Source organism: Prosthecobacter sp. GW821-HT29F12, assembly GCF_058803405.1.
The window spans coordinates 2,072,354-2,093,808 of sequence record NZ_CM179517.1 but is presented as its reverse complement, the minus strand read 5'-3'; the positions used below and the strand labels follow the sequence as shown (position 1 = coordinate 2,093,808).

Here is a 21,455-nt window from a genome sequence, read left to right as displayed (position 1 = left end):
GACCCTCACAGCTTAAACTTCTCGCACTGCCCCATGAACTTCCGCGGGTTATCCCACGCCACGCGCTGAATCATCTCAGGAGTCCACCCGCGCTGGCGCATGGCTTGCATGGTCTTGGGCACGGCGAGGGGATCGCTGATGCCCCAGTCGCAGGCGCTGTTCATCCAGATTTGTTCAGCGTGGCGCTGCTCCAGCATGTCGATGGCGCGGTTCGGGGTGCACTTGCTTTCGGGGTACAGCGTTATGCCCGCCCAGAAGCCGTGATCCAAAACGTGGTCGATGGTGTGCTCTTCGACGTGGTCGATGATCACGCGCTCGGGCTTGATCTTGGGGAAGTTTTTCAGCGCCTCGACGATCAGGCGCGTGCCCTTGAGCTTGTCTTCCAAATGAGGCGTGTGTATGAGCACCAGCGCGTCGTAATCCTGCGCCACCTGCACGTGCTGCTCGAAAATCTTGAGCTCGTTGCGGCTGTTCTTGTTCAGGCCGATCTCGCCAATGCCGAGCACGCCGGGCTTGTCGATGAACTGCGGGATCAGCGCGATGACGTCGTCCGCCAGTTTGATATCCTCGGCTTCCTTCGGATTGATGCACAGCCAGGAGTAGTGCTGGATGCCAAACTTAGCGGCACGCTTTGGCTCATACTCGGTGATCTGGCGGAAGTAGTCGTAGAAGCCTTCGGCGCTGGCGCGGTCGTAGCCGGCCCAGAACGCGGGCTCGCAGATCGCCTGGCAGCCGGCGATGGCCATGCGCTCATAGTCATCCGTGGTGCGGCTGACCATGTGGCCGTGGGGCTCGATATAATTCATGGGGGCGGTGGTTGGCGATGGTTTCTGGTTGTTGGGCGGCAATCACAAACGACTGCCAGCAACGACAAACCTTATTTCTTATACGCGCCAATCGCGCCCTGCATTGCCGCTTTCTCCACGGGTTCCACACTCGGATCGCTGAAACTCAGCAGCACATCGCGCGCGCGCTGGGGCTGATCCTGGGAGAGGAGGGCGATGGCGTTTTTCAGGGCCTGCACGCGGAAGTCGCCTTCCTGCCCGGCACGCTGCACGCGGTCGAGAAAGGCGGCGAGGTCGATGAGCTTCGAACGCGAGTCCATGAAGCCCAGATCGACCAGATTGACTTGGGTTGGGGGTGTCCAATCAGGCATGCAGAGAATGTAGTCGCGCCAGGCACCATCGCAACCGCTGGATCGTTGCGCTGTCGATTCTGCATGCCATGGTGGGAGGCTCATGCCTGACCTCCAACCCGACGAACTGAGCCGCTACGCGCGGCATTTGGCCATCCCCGAATTCGGGATCGAGGGCCAGCGCAAGCTGCGCTCGGCACGCGTGCTCTGCATCGGGGCAGGGGGCCTGGGCTCGCCCATCACCATGTATCTGGCGGCGGCAGGCATCGGCGGCCTCGGCCTGGTGGACCCGGATGTGGTGGAAATCACCAACCTGCAGCGGCAGATTCTCTTCGGGCAAAAAGACCTCGGGCGCAAAAAACTGGACGCCGCGCGCGACCGGCTGGCCGACATCAATCCGCATGTGGACATCCAGGTTTACCCGGAGCTTTTCACTGCGGCGAATGCCATGAAGATCGCGGCGGATTACGATGTCATCATCGATGGCACGGACAATTTCCCCACGCGGTACCTTAGCAACGATGTGGCCGTGTGGCTGCGCAAGCCGAACGTGTATGGCAGCATCCTGCGCTTTGATGGGCAGGTGGGCGTGTTTGCCCCGCATCTCGGCGCGCCCTGCTACCGCTGCATGTGCCCACAGCCCCCGCCTCCGGGCATGGTGCCCTCCTGTGCAGAAGGCGGCGTGCTGGGCGTGCTGCCGGGCCTCATCGGCACCATGCAGGCGCTGGAGGCCATCAAGCTCATCACCGGCATCGGCCAGCCGCTCCTTGGAAAACTGCTGCATGTGGACACCCTCAGCATGCGCTTCCGCACCCTGACCCTGCGCCGGGACCCGGGCTGCCCCGTGTGTGGCGAGAATACCACCATCACCGAACCCATCGACTACCAGGGCTTCTGCGGCATCACCGCCAGCGCCCCGCCAGATGTTCCCACCATGACCGTTCACGAACTCAAAGAACTCCGCGAAGCCGGAGACAATCATTTCCTGCTGGATGTGCGCGAGCCGCACGAGCAAAGCATCTCACGAATCTCAGGCGCGGTACTCATTCCCCTGGGCGAACTCGGCACCCGCACCGCCGAACTGCCGCGCGACCGGTGCATCCTCGTTCACTGCAAGAGCGGCGGCCGCAGCGCGCGTGCCGTCAGCCTCCTGCGCGATCAGGGCTTTGAAAACGTCTGGAACATCTCCGGCGGCATCATCGCCTGGGCGCGTGAAATTGACCCCTCCATGGCTGAATACTGATCACTGATGCAAAACGAAACCCCATGGCTGGAAGATTTCCTCCCCCTCCTGCGTTGCCCGGACACCCACCAGCCCCTGCGCCGCGCCACGCCGGAGGAGTGCGCCGCGAACAAGGTGGACTCCGCCCTGGCGACTGAGGATGGCACGCGTGTGTTTGTGATCGATAACGGGATTCCGATTCTGCTACCGAGGTAGGCTTGAGTGCGCAGCATTCTGTACTGGGAGCGCTGGTTTTTAACCGGCTCTGGGAAGCTCCGCAGCGGGAACACGCGCCGCATTCCCAGTGAGCTTCATTTCACGCCGAAGCCACAGGGACGCGCGCCCGGAGCCGATGCTGCGAAGCCGCGAAGCGAAACATCAGCGCTCCCGGCAAAGAGCTCCGCCTGGCGCGGCGCGGGATTCTGTACTGGGAGCGCTGGTTTTTAACCGGCTCTGGGAAGCTCCGCCGCAGGAACACACGCCGCGTTTCCTGTGAGCTTCATTTCTTGTCGCAGGCACAGGGACGTGCGCCCAGAGCCGATAAAATATCGGCGCTCCCAGTAATGAACTCCCAGCAATGAGCCGTGCCTCGCTTCATGCCAGTCCTGGCCCTACACCCTGTTCACCACCGGCACTTCCTTCTGCAGCGCCGCCACGATGATCTCCTCCGCATGCGTGATCGGCAGGGAGTAATGACCATCAATCTCAGACCAGTGCGTCTCCGCCTGCGGGATGAGCTGGGCGATCTGCTGAGTGTACGTCCAGGCGATGTTGCGGTCCTGCTTGCCATGCCAGAAGCGGATGGGAAAATTGATCTGGCTGACTTCAAAGCCCCACTCGCTGAGGTAGATGTCCGCATCGGCGATGACGCTGCGCGGGCCGCGATCCAGCGCGCCGAGCGTGGCATCCCGCACCACATCGTAGATGCCGGGCAGCAGCAGCACGCGGCGGTCTTCGGTGCCGAGCAGTTTCATGAGCCAGCGCAGGGGGACCTTGTGCGGATTTCCCCGGGCCGCCATGCCGCCAATGCCCAGGACGAGCCCGAGGATGGTGGGAAAATAATGCCGCAGCTGGATCATGAAGCGGTAGAGCCAGAACATCTGCCGGTCTCCCAGAAACTTCAGCGGGGGCGCACCGCAGATGATGGAGGCGGAGAGCAGGCGGCGGTTCAGCTTCAGCGCGGTGACGAGCACATAGGGGCCGCCACCCGACCAGCCGAGGACGTGGTAGTTGTCCGCACCCACATGCTTGGCGAGTTGTTCCAGCGTGTCCGGCCAGTCGAGCAAGGCGCGGCGCTGCTGGAAATCGGAGAGGCCGATGCCGGGGCGGTCCGGGCAGATGAGGCGCATGCCGTGCTTTTTGGCATGCTCATGGAAGAGCGAGCCCTGCACGCGTGAGGAGGGCCAGCCGTGGAAGTAGAAGGCCACCTCGCCGCGGGGATCACCATACTCGCAATAGCCCAGCTTGAGGCCGTTGGAGAGGGTGAAGGTGTGGTCTGACATGCGGGAGAGCGGGGGCGGAGTGTGCTGTTTCAAGGCGCGCCTTCAAGCGCCTTTTCACCCAGCAGGGCGCTGCTTTGCGGCACACGGTAGCGGCGCAGGCCGAACTGCGTGACGGCCTTGTCCTGCAGATGGGCCACGGCTTCGTCCACGGAATCGGTCCATTTGATGAGATCGAGATCTTCCGCGCTGATGGTGGCGCCTTTGAGCATGTGGTCCATGAACTGGCGCATCTCCGGCCAGAAATCGCTGCCCATGATGACGATGGGGAAGCTCTTGAGCTTGCGCGTCTGGATGAGCGTGAGCGCCTCAAACATCTCGTCCATGGTGCCAAAGCCGCCGGGCATGATGATGAAGCCGTAGCTGTACTTGATGAGCAGCGTCTTGCGCACGAAGAAATGCTCCATGGTCACCCAGCGGTCGAGGTAAGGATTGTGGCTTTGTTCAAAAGGCAGCCGGATGTTGCAGCCGACGCTGCGTCCTCCAGCATCTTTTGCGCCACGATTCGCAGCTTCCATGATGCCGGGGCCGCCGCCGGTCAGAACGGTGAAGCCCATCTTCGCGATGGCCGCGCCCATGTCCCGCGCCAGCTGGTAGTAGCGGTGCTTTTCATCAAAGCGGGCGGAGCCAAACACGGTGATGCACGGGCCCACGAAATGCAGCGCACGAAAGCCGAGAATAAAATCCTTCGCCACGCTGTAGAGCAGCTGCAGATCCCGCAGACGGCGGTTCGGGCCGCTGAGGAGCGCGCGGTCTTCCAGCTGGCTGCAGAACTGCTCATCGGCATGGATCTGGGCGGGGGTGACTTGCGTGACGGGCGCTGGCGCAGGAGCGCTGGTCGCCACCGTTCCGGGTTCGGGTTCCCGGTCGAGAAGGGTTGGGGCAGGCATGGTTGGTTTGATAAACTTGGAATGCAAATGCGGTGCTTTTGTTCACCACGATGTGGATTATTTAAAGAATTCCTAAACTGATTTCCAGTAAGCGAAACGCCTGCGGTGCTGCTCGCTGGGGGAGCAGAGAAAAGATTGACTCTCTGCCACCTCTGCACCTTTGCCCCTCTGCGGCAAACCGGGCGTCTCCATGTGTGCTTTCCAGAATGGAGTTTCAGGGAACTCCCCCTCTCAGAGCTGCCAAGAAAAAGCCCGCAGGCTCCGTGTGAGAACCTGCGGGCGCAATGAAAACGAGGGATGCGGCCTCTCTTATCAGGCGGCCTGCGCTTCTTCGCGGGAAGGAGCGTCGGAGTCTTCGCCGCGGTTGTTCGGCTTGGCACCGCTGAGCTGCAGCGGGCGGCCCATGAAGTCCTTGCCGCTGAGTTCCTGCACGGCGCGGCGTGCTTCTTCCACGCTGCCCATGGTCACAAAGGCAAAGCCCTTGGAGCGCTGGGTGCGGCTGTTCACCACGACTTCGGCGTTCTTCACAGCGCCGACGCCGTTGAAGAGTTCGAAGAGATCGCTCTCGGTGGCGTCATAGGACAGATTGCCCACGTAGAGGCGGTCGGTGGTGATGTCCGCCGGGTTCACCGAGGGAGGGGCCTCACGGCGCACGCGGGGCTCGCGCTGCGGGCGGGGATTGTCATTCGTGGAGCGCGGGTCGGCGCTGCTGCGATCCGCCTGGGGGCGGCTCTTGGGCTTGGACTTGGCGCCGAGGCCGAAGAAGCCGAGGATCTTCTGGAAGAAGGAAGGAGGGGCATTGCGGCTTTCGCGGCCACCTTCACGGGTGGGGCGGGGGCCTTCAGGACGGGGACCACGTGGGCGGTTGCGATTGCGGTTGCGACGGGGGCCGTTGCCATTGCCGGAGGAGCTGCCTCCGCCATTGCGGTTGGGGTAATCGGACATGAGTTGAGTTTACGTAGGGGTGGGTTGCGTGTTCATGCAGGGCCGGGGTGCTGATAGGGGCGGCGGGCGGGAACGGGCGGCTTGCCTCTTCCACGGGTCCGCGGCACGCGGCGGACCGCACACGCGGCCTGCCACAGCACCACCACGGGCTGCTGCGGTTTTCAAAGCTGGGCCGCTCTGGCCCTGCCTGCCCTAAAGTCATTTCCGCGCACTCTTGCAGCACGCTGGAGATTTCTTTCGGGCGTTCCATCCGCTGGAACGCTTCCTGCTGCGCTGTCGTGGGTCGAAGATAGCGCATGGGGAGTTGACGTTCAAAGGGACGGGCTTCGGAGCACTCAATGAAGGCTCTGAAAACAGCGGGCGGACTGTAATCAGGCCACGGAGGTGGTCAACCGAGAATCACGTACGCATTGCTTGCCCCGGCCGGGCTTTCACCCCATCATGCCTGCATGATCAAACCCATCGTTTACATCAAAACGGGCTGCCCCTGGTGCGAAGAAGTCACGGAATACCTGGATGCCAAGCGCATTGACTATGAGGCCGTTGTCGTCTCCGGCAATCGCGAAGCCATGCAGGCCATGATCGACCTCAGCGGCCAGAGCAAAGCCCCCACCATGGACTGGGACGGCGAGGTGCTGGCCGATTTCGGCGTGGATGAGCTGGTGCCGTTTTTGAAGAAAAAGGGAGCGGTGTAGGGGGACAATGCCGAATGACGAGCTGAAGGATTGACGACGAGCAGGGATGTTTGAGCAAACAAAGCTCCCGAGTCAGACAGCGTTGTTCCGTAGTACCGGCTTTAGCCGGAATCTGGGAGGTGACCGGACCGGCTAAAGCCGGTACTACAATACGTGCCTGGGTTTTCGAGCAGATGCTTGGTGCGGCGGGGGTGAGGACCGAGGCCATGTTCTTCGCGCTGCACACCCAGCTTCGTCATTTGGACCCAAACATGATTTACTCATTCGTCATTCACCCGCTCCTTGCCAGAAGCGCCAGAACCTGCATCTTGCCGCCATGTCTTCCCCTGATTCCCGCTCCGCCTCCCGTGCGTTTTTGCTGCCGCTTGCCCTGATCGTCGCCGCCGCTGCGTTTCGCTGGGCCAAGCTGAAAGGCTACGTCACTCTTGAAGTGCTCGAAAACTTCACGCCGTGGATGGCGCTGGCCTTCACCGGCACGCTCATCTTTTCCAAACGGGTGCCCTTCATCCTCATCCCGCTGCTGCTTGTGGCCATCGATTTCACCGCCACGGGTGCCCAGGTGCTGCACTGGGAGGCGCTGGTCGTGTATGGCTGCTTTGCCGCCGCCGCGCTGCTGGCCAGCCGCTGGCGCGGGCAGATGGGCATGCTCGGCAGTCTGCTGGGCGTGGTGGGCTGCTCTCTCGCCTTTTATCTCATTACTAACACCATCGCATGGATCAGCAATCCGGTCTCCGCCTACGCGCATGACTTCTCCGGCTGGCTGCAGGCCGTCACCACCGGCGAGCCCGGGCATCTGCCCACCTGGTTCTTCCTGCGCAATTCCCTCGTGAGCGATCTCGGCTTCAGCCTCCTGCTCCTCGCCGCCTTCAACACCGAGGCCGCCTTCCGCCAGCAGCAGCGCATCCCGCTGCGCCAGCCCCTGGCCGCCTGAGCCCCGCACTTCCCATGGCCATGAAGCGCATCGCATGGCTCTTCATCTGGGTTTGCATCGCGCTCTCCGCGCAGGCGGCGGAGACGCTGCACCTCTACACCTGGGCGGACTACATCAGCCCGGATGTGGTGCAGAAGTTTGAGAAGCAGCACGGCTGCAAGGTTGTCATCGACACCTTCGACTCGAACGAAAGCATGTTCGCCAAGTTCAAGGCCGGCGCCGCTGGGTATGATCTGGTATTTCCCACCGCCTACATGATCCAGGTGATGCACGCGCAGGGCATGCTGGCGGATCTGGACCCCAAGCTCATCCCCAATCTGCCAAACATCGATCCCGCCGTGCTGGCGAAGGTGAAGGACCAGGCCATGGCGCACAGCGTGCCCTACACCCTGGCCTACGCCTGCATCGCCGTGCGTGCGGACAAAATCAAAGGCCCGCCCGCCGAAGCCACCTGGGCCCTGTTTGACCGCGCCGCCCTGGCCGGACGCATGACCCTGCTGGACGACATGCGCGAGAGCATCGGCGCCGCGCTGAAGTCCCTCGGCCACAGCATCAACACGCGCGATGAAGCCCAGCTCGCCGCCGCGCGGGATGTCCTCATCCGCTGGAAGAAGAACATCGCCCGCTTTGACAACGAAGGCTACAAGAGTGGCATCGACTCCGCCGAGTTCCTCCTCGTCCATGGCTACAGCGGCGACCTCTTCCAGGTGCAGATGGAAAACCCCAAGGTCGAGATCCTCATCCCCCGCGAAGGCGTCACCCTCGGCTGCGATGAAATGGTCATCCCCAAGACCGCGAAGCAGCCCGCCCTCGCCCACGCCTTCATCAACTTCGTCCTCGATCCCGCCATCGCCGCCGAAAACATGGAATGGATGGGCTACTACTGCCCCAACAAACCCGCGATGGAAAAAGTCAGCCCCGAGTTCCTCAAGAACCCCGCCGTCACCATCCCCGCCGAACTGCAGGCCAAATGCGAAGTCATCGAAGACCTCGGCCCCGACCTCGCGAAGTACACCAAAGTGTGGGACCAGGTGAAGGCAGCGCGGTAGATGAGGAGCGCGGACTTCAGTCCGCAGCACTCCGCCAGCACCCGGTACTCCGCATCCCCTCGCGGCCTCTCCAAGCCCATCATCACCGTGCTTGCCACACTCCGCCTAACCACCACCCGCCATGCACCGGCGACCTGCTGCGGACTGAAGTCCGCGCTCCGAAGAATACTTCTCGCCAAAGCTTCGCGGTTTGCTTGGATGGAGTCCTAATCTTTTTCGCCATGCCCTCCAAACGCTTCCGCATCGCCTTCTCTTTTACGGGAGAGCAGCGCAAGTTTGTCGCGCAGGTGGCCGCACTGCTGGCCAAGCGGTTTGAGGAAGACAAGATTCTCTACGATAAATATCACGAGGCGGAGTTTGCGCGAAATGACCTCGGCATCTACCTGCCGAAGCTCTACAACGAAGAAGCGGACCTCATCGTCGCCGTCGTGTGTCCGAAATACGATGAGAAGGAATGGACTGGTCTTGAGTGGCTGGCAATTCACGATCTGCTTCAGCAAGGCCGCCGCAAGGAGGTGCTGCTGAGCCGTTTCGAGAAATCCAAGGTGGATGGACTCTTTCGTGGTGCTGGTTACATCGAACTCGACGACAAAACACCTGAGCAATTCGCCGAACTCATTCTCCAGCGCCTCGCGCTCAACGAAGGCCAGCCCAAGACTCATTACACCAACGCGACGCCTGCTGCTCCCGCTCCTGCCACCGGGTCTCCACCTTCAAATCTCCCCGGAGGTTACATCGGTCAGACATTTGTAGGACGTGAGCAATTCCTGAAGGACCTGCGCGCCTCGCTGCTGAAGCAGACCCACACCACCGCCATCACGCAGGCACAGCGTCCTGCGGCCACGGTCACAGAAGGACTCGGTGGCCTTGGCAAGACCCACGTGGCGGTGGAGTATGCAGATCGCCATCGTCACGAATACACTGCTCTGCTGTTTGTCAGCGGAGACACACCGCAGCGGCTGCAAACCAGCCTCGCCGCGCTGTGCGATGTGCCCGGGCTTCATCTCAATGACAATCTCCCGCCGGAGGAAGCTACGCGTGCCAGCATCGCACTGCACTGGCTTGCCACGAATGAGCGCTGGCTGCTTATTGTTGATAATGTCGATGATGAAGCCGCCGCGCTGGCGCTCAGAGAGCATTTTGAGCAGCTCAGGAATGGCCATGTGCTCATCACCTCACGTCTCCACAATTGGTCGAACAACGTAGACTCGCTCGATCTCTCTGTGCTGAGTCAAAAAGATGCCGCCGACCTTCTACTGCAGCTCACGGACAAACACCGACGTAAATCCGCTGATGATGGCACGAAAGTTCTCACGCTGGCCGAACTCATGGATGGGCTGCCTCTCGCGTTGCACCAAGCCGCCGGTTATATCAATGAGCAGTGCTGCACGTTTTCCGAGTACCTAACCATCTACAAAGACAAAGCCGCCGAATTGCTGAACTGGTCCAATGATTTGATCATCCCCTACGAGCGGCCAGACAAGAGCGTGCCGCGCCCTGTCCTCATCACTTGGAAGACCAGCTTTGACCAACTCTCTCCAGAGGCGCGCCAATGGATGCTTATTTTCTCCTATTTTGCGCCTGATCCCATCCCCGAGTTCCTGCTAGATGCCAAACCGGATGCGGGTGATGACATTAAAAAGCTATACCGTGTCGCACAGAAGGCCATCGCTCATGCGACCAAATTCAACCTTCTCACTCGCTACGATGATCCACCCCGCTTCAAATTCCACCGCCTGGTGCAGGATGTCACACGCCTTACAGCCAGTGTCCAGGATCGTATCGACACGCTTGAAATAGGAGTTCTGATCATTACTGCAAGTTACCCGGGGAGTCCGCAAGACGTGCGTACTTGGGAGCGTTGGACGCCAGTCGAGCCTCATGCAATTGCTATTTGCAATCATTTATCTGATGTAAATGATATGGCAGCACCGACAAGACTATCGTTCCTGTTAATGAGCTTGTCTCAGCTGCTCCACGCTAAATCTCTCTTTTCGCAAGCAGAGCCGTATATACGATGGGCACTTCGGCTCGACGAGGCGCTTCTTAGTCCAGAACATCCAAAGATCGTCGCTGATCTAAACACGCTTGCTGCGTTGCTTCATTCTTTAAACAAGGTGGATGAGGCCGAGCCGCTAATGCGGAGGACTTTGCGAATTGATGAAGCTCGGCATGGCTTGGAGCATCCTGAAGTGGCAACAGATCTCAATAATCTTGCTCAGTTGCTTCAGGACACGAACCGGTTAGCTGAGGCCGAGCCATTGATGCGCAGAGCCCTTAAGATAGATGAAGCCGCTTATGGTTCAGCCGATAGTAGGGTTGCCCGCGACCTGAATAACCTCGCTGCATTGCTACAGGGAACAAACCGATTAGTGGAGGCTGAGCCACTGATGCGGCGAGCATTGCGGATTCGCGAGACAAACTTTGGACCGGATCATCCCATGGTTGCCATGAGTCTCAACAATCTCGCTATGTTGCTGCAGGAAACGAACCGGCTTGAAGAAGCCGAGTCATTGATGCGCAGGGCTCTGAAGATAGACGAAGACAGTTATGGTCCGAACCATTTCATGATTGCCATCCGTCTCAACAATCTTGCTGGATTGCTCAAGGATACTAACCGATTGGTGGAAGCTGAGAAACTAACACGAAGAGCTTTTGGCATTTCTGTGGTCAGACTAGGATTAATGCATCCGGATTCTCAAACATTCGGCTGTAATTACATCGGCCTCCTGAGGGTCTTGGGATTGCCGGAGGCGGAGATCGAACAAAGGTTCGCAGCGGCAATGAACCGGGAATGGCGGGATGTCAAGGCATCGACATGACGAAGAAGCCGGAAGGGGCGTCCTGATCTCTCAAGCTCACGCCTTCTCACATGGTCCTCAAAACCGGGGATCAAGATGATCCTCCTCCGCCAGATCACTAAATACCAGCACCTACCCCGTGCTGCTCTCCGGCTCACACCCACCACCCATCGTACAAGTAGGCGCTCTTTCGCGCCATATTCGCTTTGACAATTTCAAAAGGCGACCCAGTCACGCCTTCAAAGTCTGCGTCGCCAGCCCTTTTCACGCATTCGGCGGATTCAGAAACTTTCTCTGCGGCGTTCTGCAATCTGCGGTGAAAAAAACGGTTTCTCATGATCTGAGCAACATACCACACCATGCTTTTATGTAGCCCTGTGAGCTATGAAAACACCTGCAATGCAATTTAATGAAACAATTGCTTTGACTTCTGAAATCCGGACCCAATTAAAAATGTCGGCATGAATCACTCATCACCGACACACACCACGGCTTCCAGCCTTCCGGCGGGGAAGATCACGCGAAAACAGGTGGCTGCTCATTACGGCCTTTGCGTTCGCATCATCGACAATCTCACGCGCTCCGGCGTGCTGGGGCATTACAGGATCGGCAAGTCCGTCCGCTACGATCTGACGGAGGTGGAGGCCACGCTGCGGGCGCGCTTTCATGTGGGCGGCGCAGGGCAGGGTGGGGCGGGCTGTCCCCAGCCCGCCGCGACGAAGCGCAGAGGCACCGGGGAAAAGCAGAACCTCCAAGAGAACCTGCGGCCTGCGATTCACGAGAGCCACGCCCATGCCGCTGCCGCGAATGCGGGCACGGATTTCCAGGATGCGGGCGAGGAGACGCGCGACGGCGGCTTGAGGACAAGCCGCCCTACCTCAAACCGCCCGGCCACACCCAAAGCTTCGGCACGCAGCATCACTCACTCAACCACCCAAGCCTGAATACCATGCACCATCCTGCTGAATTCACCGGCGCTCAGCTCATGACCCCGGACAGCGAGCAGCAGCTCATCGCTGCGGTGATCGACGATCACTCGGACTGGCTGCCCGCGCTCTGCGCCGTCATCGAAAGCCCCGAGGCCTTTGTGGACCCGGCACGCCGCAGCCTGTGGGAGACGCTGCTGGAAATGCACAGCCGCCAGGAGCCCATCAGCGTGGACACCGTGGCGGTGGTGCTGCGCCGCAAGCACACCGTGCGGGATGCGAATGATCGCTTTCTCCTGCTGGCCGAGGAGCATGCCATCTTCAGCCTCAAGGTGGCGCTGTGGCATGCGCGGCAGATCGCCCATGCGCATGCACGCCGTGTCATGGCAGAGGCCGGGCAGATGGCGGAGCGCGCGGACGCGGGGCCGCAGGAGATGGCGGCGGCTTTGCGCGAGAATTTGAAAAAGCTGGAGCACATCGCCTACAGCACCGGGGAGGATGCGCCGCGCCCGCTGCCGCTGGGCGGTGCTCTGCCGCCGGTGAAGCCCTTCGACACGGCCTGGCTGCCGGATGATTTCCGCCCGTGGATCTCAGACATCGCGGAGCGCATGCAGTGCCCGCCGGAATTCCCCGCCGTGGCCGCCATGGCCGCGCTCTCCAGTGTGGCGGGCCGTCGCTTCTGCATCCAGCCCAAGGCGCAGGACGAATCCTACAGCGAGTTTCCGCACCTGTGGGCCATGCTCATTGGCAATCCTTCGCTGATGAAATCCCCGGCCATGCAGGCGGCCATGCGCCCGCTGCGTCAGTTGGAAACGGAGGCCTACAAAAACTACGAGGAGCTGGAGATGCAGCGCCAGACGGCGGAGATCGCCGCGAAGATCAAACGCAGCGCGCTGGAGTCTGCGGCCAAGAAAGCCGCGAAGAACGGCGAGGAGTTTGATTACTCCCAGCTCATCGAGCTCGCAGGCGAAGCCACCACGCCGCTGCGCCGCTTCATTGTGAATGACGCCAGCGTGGAGGCCCTGGGCGAAGTACTGCGGGACAATCCCACCGGCACGCTGCTCTACCAGGATGAGCTGGCCGGTCTGCTCGCTCTTTTGGAAAAGGAGGGCAACCAGTCCCTGCGCGCCTTTCTGCTGCAGGCGTGGAGCGGCAAGGAGGGCTTCACCTTCGACCGCATCGGCCGTGGTCGCCGGCACATCGAGGCCTGTGCGGTGAGCCTGCTCGGCAGCATCCAGCCCGGCGTCATCGCCGCGCATGTGCGTGCTGCGAATGGACACAGCGCAGGGGCCGATGGCTTCCTGCAGCGCTTCTCGCTCATGGTCTGGCCGGACGTGAATCCGCACTGGGAAAACATCGACCGCCCGCTGGATCGCAGCGCCCAGTTTGATGCCGCGAACGTCTTCCTCCACTTTGAAAACCTCACGCCGCAGATGCTGCAAAAGTCCGGCGTGCCACTCAACGACGACGGCATCCCCGCCTTCCGTTTTGCACCGGATGCGCAGCTGCTCTTCGACCACTGGCGTAGCGAGCTGGAGCACCGCCTCCGCAGCGGCATCCTGCCACCCGCCTTTGAGGCGCATCTTGGGAAATACCGCAAGCTGGTACCCGCCCTCGCCGTGCTCATCCACGCCAGCGAATCCAGCCTCGGCCAGGTCCACCTCGCCGCTCTGGAGCGCGCCATCGCCATGGCCGACTGCCTCGAATCCCACGCCCTCCGCGTCTTCGGCTCCGGCGTCATCGCCGAGAGCGCTGCCGTGCACACCCTGCTCAAAAAACTGTGCGATGGGACTGCGGGATTGCCTGCTGAATTCAAGGCGCGGGATGTGAGGCAAAAGAACTGGAGTGGTCTCACACGCCCCGAGGATGCTGAGTCCGCTTGTGAGCTGCTGGCCGATCACCGCTGGCTGATCGCCTCCACGCAAGCCAGTTCGATTAAGGGCGGACGCCCGACCATCACCTATCGTCTCAATCCGCAGGCGAAAAACACCGCGCACTTGCGTTCATGAACCACCGAAACCACCAAAACCGGTTTCGGTGGTTTCGGTGGTGCTTTTGAGTAGGGTGATTTTTTTCGTGGTGGGGGCTATTCCACAGGTGTTTCTGAAGAGCGAAGGAGTGCCTTTGCACCACCAATAAGGAAGGGAGAGTATTTCAATAACTTCGAGGCTACGGCGTCAAAGGTCTTGAGATGTCTTAAGAGGGCGGCCCAAGCAGAAGATTTTTGCAACTTTGCACGCTCTTCTTCTGAGTCAATTCTGCCGATAATGTCAGAAGCCTCACCTAGCATGCTTTTGAATGCGCGTCTGAGTCCCTGTGCTCCTTCGATGTTGAATCGCGAAATTGAATCCTCAGAAAGACGGATCAACTCAAGCAAAGATTTTTTCAAAAGGGTCGGAATGTCGCCGCTTTCAATTTGAGCTCTAAGCTCTGCGATTGATTGTCGGATGGCTTCAATATCTTCATTGGTTATCGGCGATGACTGATCAATGAAAGTTGCGCAAACTCTGAGAAGTGACGCTTCAGCTTCAGTTACTCCTCGAAACTGTTGATTAATTGCCGTTGGGTATAGTGAATCTTCAATGGAGGCAAGGCCCTTGAGGAGAACTTCACGCTGTTGGTCGTTGATACTGGAATCCAGCATGTCTTGCTTAAATTCCAGATACAGTTTGTGCATATCGAGCAGGAATTTAATGGCTGATTGCTGTTGTACTCTTGGACTGCCGGAGGCCTGGTCATACAGCTTGTATGCGTTATCCAAAATAGAGCTGTTTTTGGGTATGGCAGTGAGCAGGACGAGAAGTCTTCCTGCGGAGTTTTGATATTCGGGTTTATTTAACGACATATGATAAATATCTTTACGGATACATGATTACACTCGTGCTCATGTTGTCAGGCAACTCATATTACGAGTTGAAATTTCTAGAACTAGTTGGGCGCGTAAAATGATGAGAGACGGCAGAAATGGCCGTGACTGTGGTAGTTCACGAAAAAATATTCTCTCCTTCAGAATGAACCACCGAAACCACCGAAACCGGGTTTTGGTGGTTTCGGTGGTTCGGTGGAGGCTTTTAGCAGAAAAATATTTGGAGGCCTGATCGGAGCACGCGAGCCTCAAGGCCGCTCGCCCAGAGCCGATAAAATATCGGCGTTCCCAGCACTGAGCAAAGCCCGGTGCATCACCACTTTCCCAGTGCTGCGCGCTCTTGCAAAACCTGCTGGCAGAGTCCGTAAGGGTGCGTATCCTGCACTCCATGAAACTGGATGAACTCACGGCGGAAGCGGCGAAGCTTTCTGAGGATGACCGGGCTTCTCTGGCGGCCCGGCTGCTGCATGGGCTTGAAAAGCCGCACCACGGTGTTTCGGATGAGGAAGTGATGAGCCGGGTGAGGGAAGGGGATGCTGATGACGGAGTGATGATCACTTTTGACCAGCTCGTTTCCGGGCTTCGCTTCCGTGCGCGTTAGATTTCACCAACGAGTCCAGGCGGATCTGGACTCTATTTTGGAAAAATACGACGAGGTTTCACCAGCGCTCGCGGAGGAGTTTTTCGACGAGTTCCAGGCAGGGCTGTTGAAGGTGGCGGAGAATCCGCGCTTTTTCCATTTCGACGCCTGCGGACTGCGGCGGTGCAACTTCGACCGCTTTCCCTACCACTTTCTCTACGACATCCGGGGTGATTACGCCCGTGTGTGGGTCATCAGGCACAATCGCCGGAATCCAGGCTGGGGCTTGAAGCGCTTTTGATCTTCCGTGGGAGATGGTAGGATGTGGTATGGCGCTCCCGGCAAAGAGCAAAGCCTGACGCGAGGCTTGGCCTTCTGTACTGGGAGCGCCGGTTTTTAACCGGCTCTGGAAAGCTCCGCCGCAGGGACACGCGCCGCATTTGCAGTGAACTTCATTTCATGTCGATGTCGCAGGGACGCTCGCCCAGAGCCGATAAAATATCGGCGCTCCCAGCAAAGAGGCTGCACGCCTACTCAAAAATCTTCCGGTGCGGATTGATGAAGGCCCACGCGGCGGCTCCCACGAGAAAGAGTGCGCCGATGAGGTAGAGGGGCGCATTCCAGTCGTAGTGCTGCTGCAGGCCGATCACGATGAGCGGGCAGATCACGCTGCCGATCTGGCCGCTGGTGTTCATGGCTGCGCCCACCACGCCGGTGTGGCTGCCGCCGATGTCGATGACGGTGCCCCAGGAGGCGCCGAGGGTGAACATGCTGGCCGCCACGGCGGTGGCGATGCACCAGGCCGCGAGCTCGGGCTGCGCAGTGGTGGTGGCTAGCAGCATGGCGATGCCGGCCACGAGGTAGGACGCGGCACCCACACCCGCACGTCCGATGCGCAGGCCAAAGCGACGCGTGGCGGCGTCCGTGGCCAGTCCGCCGAGCAGGTCGGCCACAGGGCTCAGCAGCAGGGGCAGGCCGGTGAAGAAGCCCAGGCGCATCGAGTTGAAGCCGTGCTGCTCCTGAAGATATGTCGGCAGCCAGGTGATGCAGAAGTAGAAGCCAAAGCTGTTGGGGAAATACATGAGGCACAGCGGCAGGGTGTTGCGGTGCTTCAGCAGTTGCTTCCAGTAGGCCCAGCCTTCGTGCTGCCCGCTGCTGGGGTCTCGACCTGCCGTGATCTTTTCCAGCTCCGCCGCATTCACCGCCGCATGCTGTTCCGGATCATCCCGGAACCAGCGCTGCCATGCGATGGCCCACACGATGCCGGGCAGGCCAAAGAGCACAAAGGTCCAGCGCCACCCGCACAGGCCCGCCACGGCCAGCGCGATCACCGGAGTGAGCCCGCCCATGATGTGCGCCGCAGAAAAGAAGATGCCCTGCACCGTGCCGCGCTCCGAGCGGGGGATCCAGCGCGAGAACGTCCGCGCCATGCCCGGCCACGCGCCCGCCTCACCCGCACCAAACAGAAAGCGGATGACGAGCATCGATCCGAAACTCCACGCCGCGCCCGTGGCGATGGTGAACGCCGACCACCACGCCACAATGCGCGTGAGCACCCGGCGCGTGCCCATGCGATCCGCCCACCACGCCGTGGGGATCTCAAACGCTGCGTAAGCGATGGCAAAGGCGCTGTAGATCCAGCTCATCTGATCCTTGCTCAGCCCCAGATCCCTCCGGATGTCCGGCGACAACGTGGCGATGCACGCGCGATCGAGGTAAGTGACGGCCCCGAGCGCCAGCATGAAGCCGACAACACGGTAGCGGACGCGGGTGGGGCGAGGAAGCATCGGCCAATGAAGGAAGAAATGCGGGGGATTCAAGAGGGCTCCGTGATCCATGCAGCGTGAAGGGGCATCGAGCGGCAGATGCGCATGCGCGGCTGTCAGGGCCGCTTCCTGCCACGCCTTTCCCCAAGGTCCGCAAGGAAGGACATAACAGAAAGTGCCATGATGAAGCATCCCGTTCTCTCCATCCACTGTTCCGACGGCGTCCGGGCGGCGGCGATCAGGCCGATGCCGACGACGATCAAAGCCAGGCTGTAAGCGCGTTTGCTCATGGGAAGGGCAGGGTAATGGGGCCCAGGGAATTGAGACAGTCCATTTTTTGCGAAATGGTGGTCCGGAGTTGAAAGGCGATGGGCACTCACACCAAAAGAGCTGTCGTGCTGCGCGGAGTAGCAGTTCTGTACTGGGAGCGCCGTTTTTTAAACGGCTCCGGGAAGCTCCGCCGCAAAGCAAACGCCGCAATTTTAGTGCGCTTCATGCCACGCCGATGCCACAGGGACGCTCGCCCAGAGCCGATAAAATATCGGCGCTCCCAGCAATGAGGCTCCCAGCAATGAGGCTCCCAGCAATGAACGGCGCGCTGCGCGGTCACTGGATTTTGATTGCCACTTCGCAAGGCGTTGCGCACACTCCGCGCATCCCTGCTGCGGATGCCCAACTCCATGACCGCCACTTCTTCCATGCAACGGCTCTGGCTGGCTGTGCTGTGTCTGCTGGCGGTAGCAGTGGTGCCATGCGGGGCCATGGAGGTGAAACTCATCGACCGCAAACCTGTGGCCCATGGTGCCGAGGTGGTGATGGAGGTGGAGCTGGAACTGGAGCCGGACGAAAAGGATGGCCCCGCCTCTTTCTACCGCTACTCCTACCGCACCCCGGCCGGCATCGACTGGGTGTTTTATCGCGAGCCGGTGGACTACAAGAAGCCGTATGACTGGACCAGCTTTGAAAAGAATGCGCTCCCTGCGCTGAAGTTCAATGACCAGCGGGTCAGCCTGTTTCTCATCGATTGGTATGACTGCATCGTCGTGACCGTGGAGCTCGATCCCGCCGCCCCCAAGGTGCATGAGGACAGATTCTCAGACTCCTACGGGCATGGACTCCACCACGCTGAACTCGTGGGGGCCGATGAACTGGAGCTCACCGATCCCGATGATCGAATCTTCACCACCAAGAGGCTCAAGCGCGACCGGGAAGGGGCATGGTGGTTTGCAGGCATCCCGTATGAGAAAAAATGCTGGTCCCGGGTGCTGATCTTCACGCGGGAGTACCAGCTCTCGCAGGTGCTGCAAAACCCGCCCGCAGAAGAGTGGGTGGGTGTGAAGCAGCCTTCCGGCCTGCGGATCATCGCTGACCCCTTTTCCGAGGTCTTCTCCGCCCAGCCTCCACCGGCGGAGTTTTTCGAAGTGGGTCCTCTCCCTGCAAACATGGCCAAAATGGAGCGGCTGAAAGGCATCCACCGCAGCTTTATCCGCCGCAAGGCGCGTGGTCTGACACCCACGATGGATGGAGGGCCGGACTTGCCCATGCCTTCGATGGTTGAGCTGGTCATTCAGAATCTCAATGACGCTGACAACAAAAAGTACGACTGCGGGTGGGCCGGAATGAGGGGACCCAGTTCCATGGGCATGCAGATGGCCCGGGATTATTTCGAGAAGGACGGCTGGATCACCGCCGCAGACCTGCCCTGCTTTAACACCGACTACGACAAGACGCTCAGAGACATCTGTGCGACTTACGATCTCTGGCTGGAGTACTGTGATTCACGCTTGCTGAAGTCTCTGCGGGGCGTCCACACCGCTGGTTTCTTCACGTTCTTCGAATGGGAGATGACTGGAGAGTCGGAAGAGAGCCGAAGCCGATAAAATATATAAAACATCGGGCTCCCAGTCATGAGGCTCCCAACCGAGAGCATTGCACCACTGCCTTCAAGCGAATTAGCGTGGCTGGATCCCCAGCATCCTCCGCCGCAGCATGTCCAGCGCAGCCTGGGAGGTCAGTAGTTTGAAGCGATCGCGTGAGCCCGGTGAAAACTTCTTCTGCGCCCAGGTCTCTCCGTTCTTGGCGGCGAGGCCGATCCACACGGTGCCCACGGGTTTCTCCGGCGTGCCACCGCTCGGACCCGCGATGCCGGTGACGGACAGGGCGTAGTCGGCTCCGCTGTTTTTCAGCGCGCCTTCCGCCATGGCGCGCGCGACTTCCTCGCTCACAGCGCCGTGGGTTTCGATCAGCTCCAAAGGCACGCCGAGGTGCTGGTGCTTGGCTTCATTCGCATACGTCACCCAGCCGTGGCCAAACACGCGTGAGGCTCCGCTGACATCCGTGATGCGATTGGCAATGGTGCCGCCCGTGCAGGACTCGGCGGTGGCCAGCCATTCGCCGCGCTCCGTGAGCATCTGCACGATGACTTCTTCAATGATGCGGCGGTCCTCCGAAACAATGCAGTCGCCCAAGGCCCCGCGCACCACGCTGGCGGCCTCGTCCACGGCCACCTGCGGGCCCGCGAGGCGCACGTCCACATCGCCATTGCGGATGCAGTAGCCCAGGTCCAGCCCCGGGATGGCTTCGAGCTGCTTTTCCACCGCTTCCACGATGTCGGACTCGCCCACGCCGGTGACCTTGAGATACAGCACGCGGCGCGAGATGCCGTCCGGCAGCCATGTGCGCAGGCGTGGCTCCACCTGGCTTTCCACCATGGGCTTCATTTCGCGCGGCGGCCCCGGCAGCAGAAAGATGTGCGCATTCCAGCCCTGCGAGGCGCTGAGCTCTGCGGGGAAGTACAGGCCCGGTGCGGTGCCGAAGTGGTTCGGCATCACCACCGCGCCGTGGGGCACCATGGCCTGCCGCTGCGTGGCCAGGCTCACCGGTTTGCCGCGCTTGGCAAAGTAATCGCTCAGGTGCTGCATGATCTCAGCGTTCAGCTCCATGCCGAGGCCCAGCAGCTCGGCGGTGGATTCCCGCGTGACGTCATCATTCGTCGGCCCCAGCCCGCCGGAGACCAGCACCACATCCGCCCGCTGCGCCGCCTCGGCGATGGCCGAGCGGATCACGGTGCCATCCGGCACGATCGTCTGCCGCGCCACCTGAATGCCCAGCGCCGCCAGCCGCTGGCCGATCCAGGCCGCGTTCGTGTTGATGGTGTCTCCCAGAAGGAGTTCAGTGCCGGTGTTGACGAGTTCGACGTTCATGCACCCGTCTTTACGCCCGGCGAGGCGGTTTGATCAATGGTTCTTTCGTGGCGCGGTGGGGCCGGGCTTGAGTTCTGTACTGGGAGCGCCGATATTTTATCGGCTCTGGGAAGCTCCGCAGCAAGACGCAGCACCGCCTTTCCAGCGATCCTCATTCCAAATCAAAGCCGCAAGGACGCCCGCCCGGGGCCGATTAAAAATCGGCGCTCCCAGCAATGAGCCGCTCCGGCCCGCTCGGCCCCCTACTTCTTCTTTCTTTTCCGCTCCTTGCAACCCAGTTCGCTCACCATGCCATCCAGCACGGCGAGGCCGAAGCTGATCTTTTTGAAGAAGGACGGATTGTGCGGCACCAGCATGAATTTCGGATGCTGGCTCCACAGCTCCCGCAGCTTGCGGTCCAGCTTGATGGCCTGCTCCGCAGTCTCATTGCGGATGGGATTCCCACCTTCGATGCTCATGTGGCCCACCGCCGCGCTTTCAAAGAAAATCACCGCATCGTAGCGCAGCAGTTCGCGCTCCAGCGAGCTGCCGAGGTCCTCGAAGAAACCCTCCGGTCCGCTCGGCCAGTAGGCCGCGCCGTCCACCGTGCCGCGATCGCACAGCAGGATCTGCTCCGGGTGCTGCGCCATCACGGCCTCCTCCAGGTGAATCTGCACATGGTAGATCGCCCGCTGCGCCGCATGGACGGCGTCCGGTATGCTCACGCGCGGGAAGCCGCCGGTGAACATCATCGTCGCCGCCTCCGGCACCATCACCACCTGGTCACCCATCTCGCGGCGAAAGAGATCGCCCGCCGTTGTCTTGCCTCCGCCGGGGCCTCCGGTCAAAACGATGCGACAGTGGCCATTGGTCAGCGGTTTGGGTTTGCGGGGCATTCGTACAATGTGGTCGCGGCAGCACAGCGGCGTCAAGCTTCAGCGTAAGATTGCGCAAGGATGGCGTAGTGG

General features: G+C 60.6%; 21 protein-coding genes. 11 read left to right on the top strand and 10 right to left on the bottom strand.

Annotated features, from left to right (window positions below):
- Nucleotides 1-5: 5 nt before the first annotated feature.
- Nucleotides 6-806: a TatD family hydrolase gene (locus AC3RLQ_RS08530; RefSeq protein ID WP_493036168.1), complete on the bottom strand. Its 801-nt coding sequence runs from the start codon at nucleotides 804-806 to the stop codon at nucleotides 6-8.
- A gap of 71 nt (nucleotides 807-877) precedes the next feature.
- Nucleotides 878-1,240: a hypothetical protein gene (locus AC3RLQ_RS08525; protein ID WP_493036166.1), complete on the bottom strand. Its 363-nt coding sequence runs from the start codon at nucleotides 1,238-1,240 to the stop codon at nucleotides 878-880.
- Between AC3RLQ_RS08525 and moeB the strand changes: the two genes are divergently transcribed.
- Together moeB and AC3RLQ_RS08515 are read left to right on the top strand one after the other, a co-directional pair.
- Nucleotides 1,239-2,378, top strand: coding sequence for a molybdopterin-synthase adenylyltransferase MoeB (gene moeB, locus AC3RLQ_RS08520; protein ID WP_493036164.1), 1,140 nt, complete (start codon nucleotides 1,239-1,241; stop codon nucleotides 2,376-2,378). The genes AC3RLQ_RS08525 and moeB overlap by 2 nt on opposite strands.
- Before the next feature lie 6 nt (nucleotides 2,379-2,384).
- Entirely contained in the window at nucleotides 2,385-2,573 is a 189-nt protein-coding gene (locus tag AC3RLQ_RS08515; RefSeq protein ID WP_493036162.1) for a hypothetical protein, read from the top strand.
- Between the two features lie 395 nt (nucleotides 2,574-2,968).
- On the opposite strand, the gene AC3RLQ_RS08510 is transcribed toward AC3RLQ_RS08515, so the two are convergent.
- The 3 genes from AC3RLQ_RS08510 to AC3RLQ_RS08500 all read right to left on the bottom strand — a co-directional run bounded on the left by AC3RLQ_RS08510 (nucleotide 2,969) and on the right by AC3RLQ_RS08500 (nucleotide 5,691).
- Nucleotides 2,969-3,859: an alpha/beta fold hydrolase gene (locus tag AC3RLQ_RS08510; protein WP_493036160.1), complete on the bottom strand. Its 891-nt coding sequence runs from the start codon at nucleotides 3,857-3,859 to the stop codon at nucleotides 2,969-2,971.
- Nucleotides 3,860-3,888: 29 nt separating this feature from the next.
- Complete coding sequence (locus tag AC3RLQ_RS08505) at nucleotides 3,889-4,746, bottom strand: LOG family protein (RefSeq protein ID WP_493036158.1); 858 nt, start codon at nucleotides 4,744-4,746, stop codon at nucleotides 3,889-3,891.
- A 312-nt stretch (nucleotides 4,747-5,058) separates the two neighbouring features.
- Nucleotides 5,059-5,691 carry an RNA recognition motif domain-containing protein gene (locus AC3RLQ_RS08500; protein WP_493036156.1) on the bottom strand — a complete coding sequence of 211 codons (633 nt, stop codon included), beginning with the start codon at nucleotides 5,689-5,691 and terminating at the stop codon, nucleotides 5,059-5,061.
- 449 nt (nucleotides 5,692-6,140) lie between these two features.
- Here AC3RLQ_RS08500 and AC3RLQ_RS08495 point away from each other — a divergent pair, with 449 nt between their 5' ends.
- The 6 genes from AC3RLQ_RS08495 (at nucleotide 6,141) to AC3RLQ_RS08470 (ending at nucleotide 14,102) form a co-directional block, all read left to right on the top strand.
- Complete coding sequence (locus tag AC3RLQ_RS08495) at nucleotides 6,141-6,386, top strand: glutaredoxin family protein (RefSeq protein ID WP_461526735.1); 246 nt, start codon at nucleotides 6,141-6,143, stop codon at nucleotides 6,384-6,386.
- 316 nt (nucleotides 6,387-6,702) lie between these two features.
- Entirely contained in the window at nucleotides 6,703-7,317 is a 615-nt protein-coding gene (locus AC3RLQ_RS08490; RefSeq protein ID WP_493036153.1) for a DUF6580 family putative transport protein, read from the top strand.
- Nucleotides 7,318-7,337: 20 nt separating this feature from the next.
- A complete protein-coding gene (locus AC3RLQ_RS08485; RefSeq protein ID WP_493036151.1) occupies nucleotides 7,338-8,366 on the top strand; it encodes a polyamine ABC transporter substrate-binding protein in 1,029 nt (342 codons plus the stop codon).
- A gap of 221 nt (nucleotides 8,367-8,587) precedes the next feature.
- On the top strand, nucleotides 8,588-11,188 hold the full coding sequence (locus AC3RLQ_RS08480; protein ID WP_493036149.1) for a tetratricopeptide repeat protein: 2,601 nt from the start codon (nucleotides 8,588-8,590) through the stop codon (nucleotides 11,186-11,188).
- Between the two features lie 440 nt (nucleotides 11,189-11,628).
- Nucleotides 11,629-12,111, top strand: a complete 483-nt coding sequence (locus AC3RLQ_RS08475; RefSeq protein ID WP_493036147.1) for a helix-turn-helix domain-containing protein — start codon at nucleotides 11,629-11,631, stop codon at nucleotides 12,109-12,111.
- 5 nt (nucleotides 12,112-12,116) lie between these two features.
- On the top strand, nucleotides 12,117-14,102 hold the full coding sequence (locus AC3RLQ_RS08470) for a DUF3987 domain-containing protein (RefSeq protein WP_493036145.1): 1,986 nt from the start codon (nucleotides 12,117-12,119) through the stop codon (nucleotides 14,100-14,102).
- Between the two features lie 77 nt (nucleotides 14,103-14,179).
- On the opposite strand, the gene AC3RLQ_RS08465 is transcribed toward AC3RLQ_RS08470, so the two are convergent.
- Nucleotides 14,180-14,938 carry a hypothetical protein gene (locus AC3RLQ_RS08465; RefSeq protein ID WP_493036143.1) on the bottom strand — a complete coding sequence of 253 codons (759 nt, stop codon included), beginning with the start codon at nucleotides 14,936-14,938 and terminating at the stop codon, nucleotides 14,180-14,182.
- 409 nt (nucleotides 14,939-15,347) lie between these two features.
- Between AC3RLQ_RS08465 and AC3RLQ_RS08460 the strand changes: the two genes are divergently transcribed.
- Nucleotides 15,348-15,560 carry a hypothetical protein gene (locus AC3RLQ_RS08460; protein WP_422318103.1) on the top strand — a complete coding sequence of 71 codons (213 nt, stop codon included), beginning with the start codon at nucleotides 15,348-15,350 and terminating at the stop codon, nucleotides 15,558-15,560.
- 37 nt (nucleotides 15,561-15,597) lie between these two features.
- Entirely contained in the window at nucleotides 15,598-15,840 is a 243-nt protein-coding gene (locus AC3RLQ_RS08455) for a hypothetical protein (protein WP_493036141.1), read from the top strand.
- Nucleotides 15,841-16,069: 229 nt separating this feature from the next.
- Here the strand turns inward: AC3RLQ_RS08455 and AC3RLQ_RS08450 are convergent, their stop codons facing one another.
- Nucleotides 16,070-17,326, bottom strand: coding sequence for an MFS transporter (locus AC3RLQ_RS08450; protein ID WP_493036139.1), 1,257 nt, complete (start codon nucleotides 17,324-17,326; stop codon nucleotides 16,070-16,072).
- Nucleotides 17,327-17,421: 95 nt separating this feature from the next.
- Nucleotides 17,422-17,595: a hypothetical protein gene (locus AC3RLQ_RS08445; RefSeq protein WP_493036137.1), complete on the bottom strand. Its 174-nt coding sequence runs from the start codon at nucleotides 17,593-17,595 to the stop codon at nucleotides 17,422-17,424.
- Between the two features lie 390 nt (nucleotides 17,596-17,985).
- Here AC3RLQ_RS08445 and AC3RLQ_RS08440 point away from each other — a divergent pair, with 390 nt between their 5' ends.
- On the top strand, nucleotides 17,986-19,185 hold the full coding sequence (locus AC3RLQ_RS08440; protein ID WP_493036135.1) for a hypothetical protein: 1,200 nt from the start codon (nucleotides 17,986-17,988) through the stop codon (nucleotides 19,183-19,185).
- A 72-nt stretch (nucleotides 19,186-19,257) separates the two neighbouring features.
- Here the strand turns inward: AC3RLQ_RS08440 and AC3RLQ_RS08435 are convergent, their stop codons facing one another.
- Together AC3RLQ_RS08435 and AC3RLQ_RS08430 are read right to left on the bottom strand one after the other, a co-directional pair.
- Nucleotides 19,258-20,508 (bottom strand): competence/damage-inducible protein A, encoded by a 1,251-nt coding sequence (locus AC3RLQ_RS08435; protein WP_493036133.1) that lies wholly within the window; start codon nucleotides 20,506-20,508, stop codon nucleotides 19,258-19,260.
- A gap of 242 nt (nucleotides 20,509-20,750) precedes the next feature.
- Nucleotides 20,751-21,383, bottom strand: coding sequence for an AAA family ATPase (locus AC3RLQ_RS08430; protein ID WP_493036131.1), 633 nt, complete (start codon nucleotides 21,381-21,383; stop codon nucleotides 20,751-20,753).
- Nucleotides 21,384-21,455 lie beyond the last annotated feature (72 nt).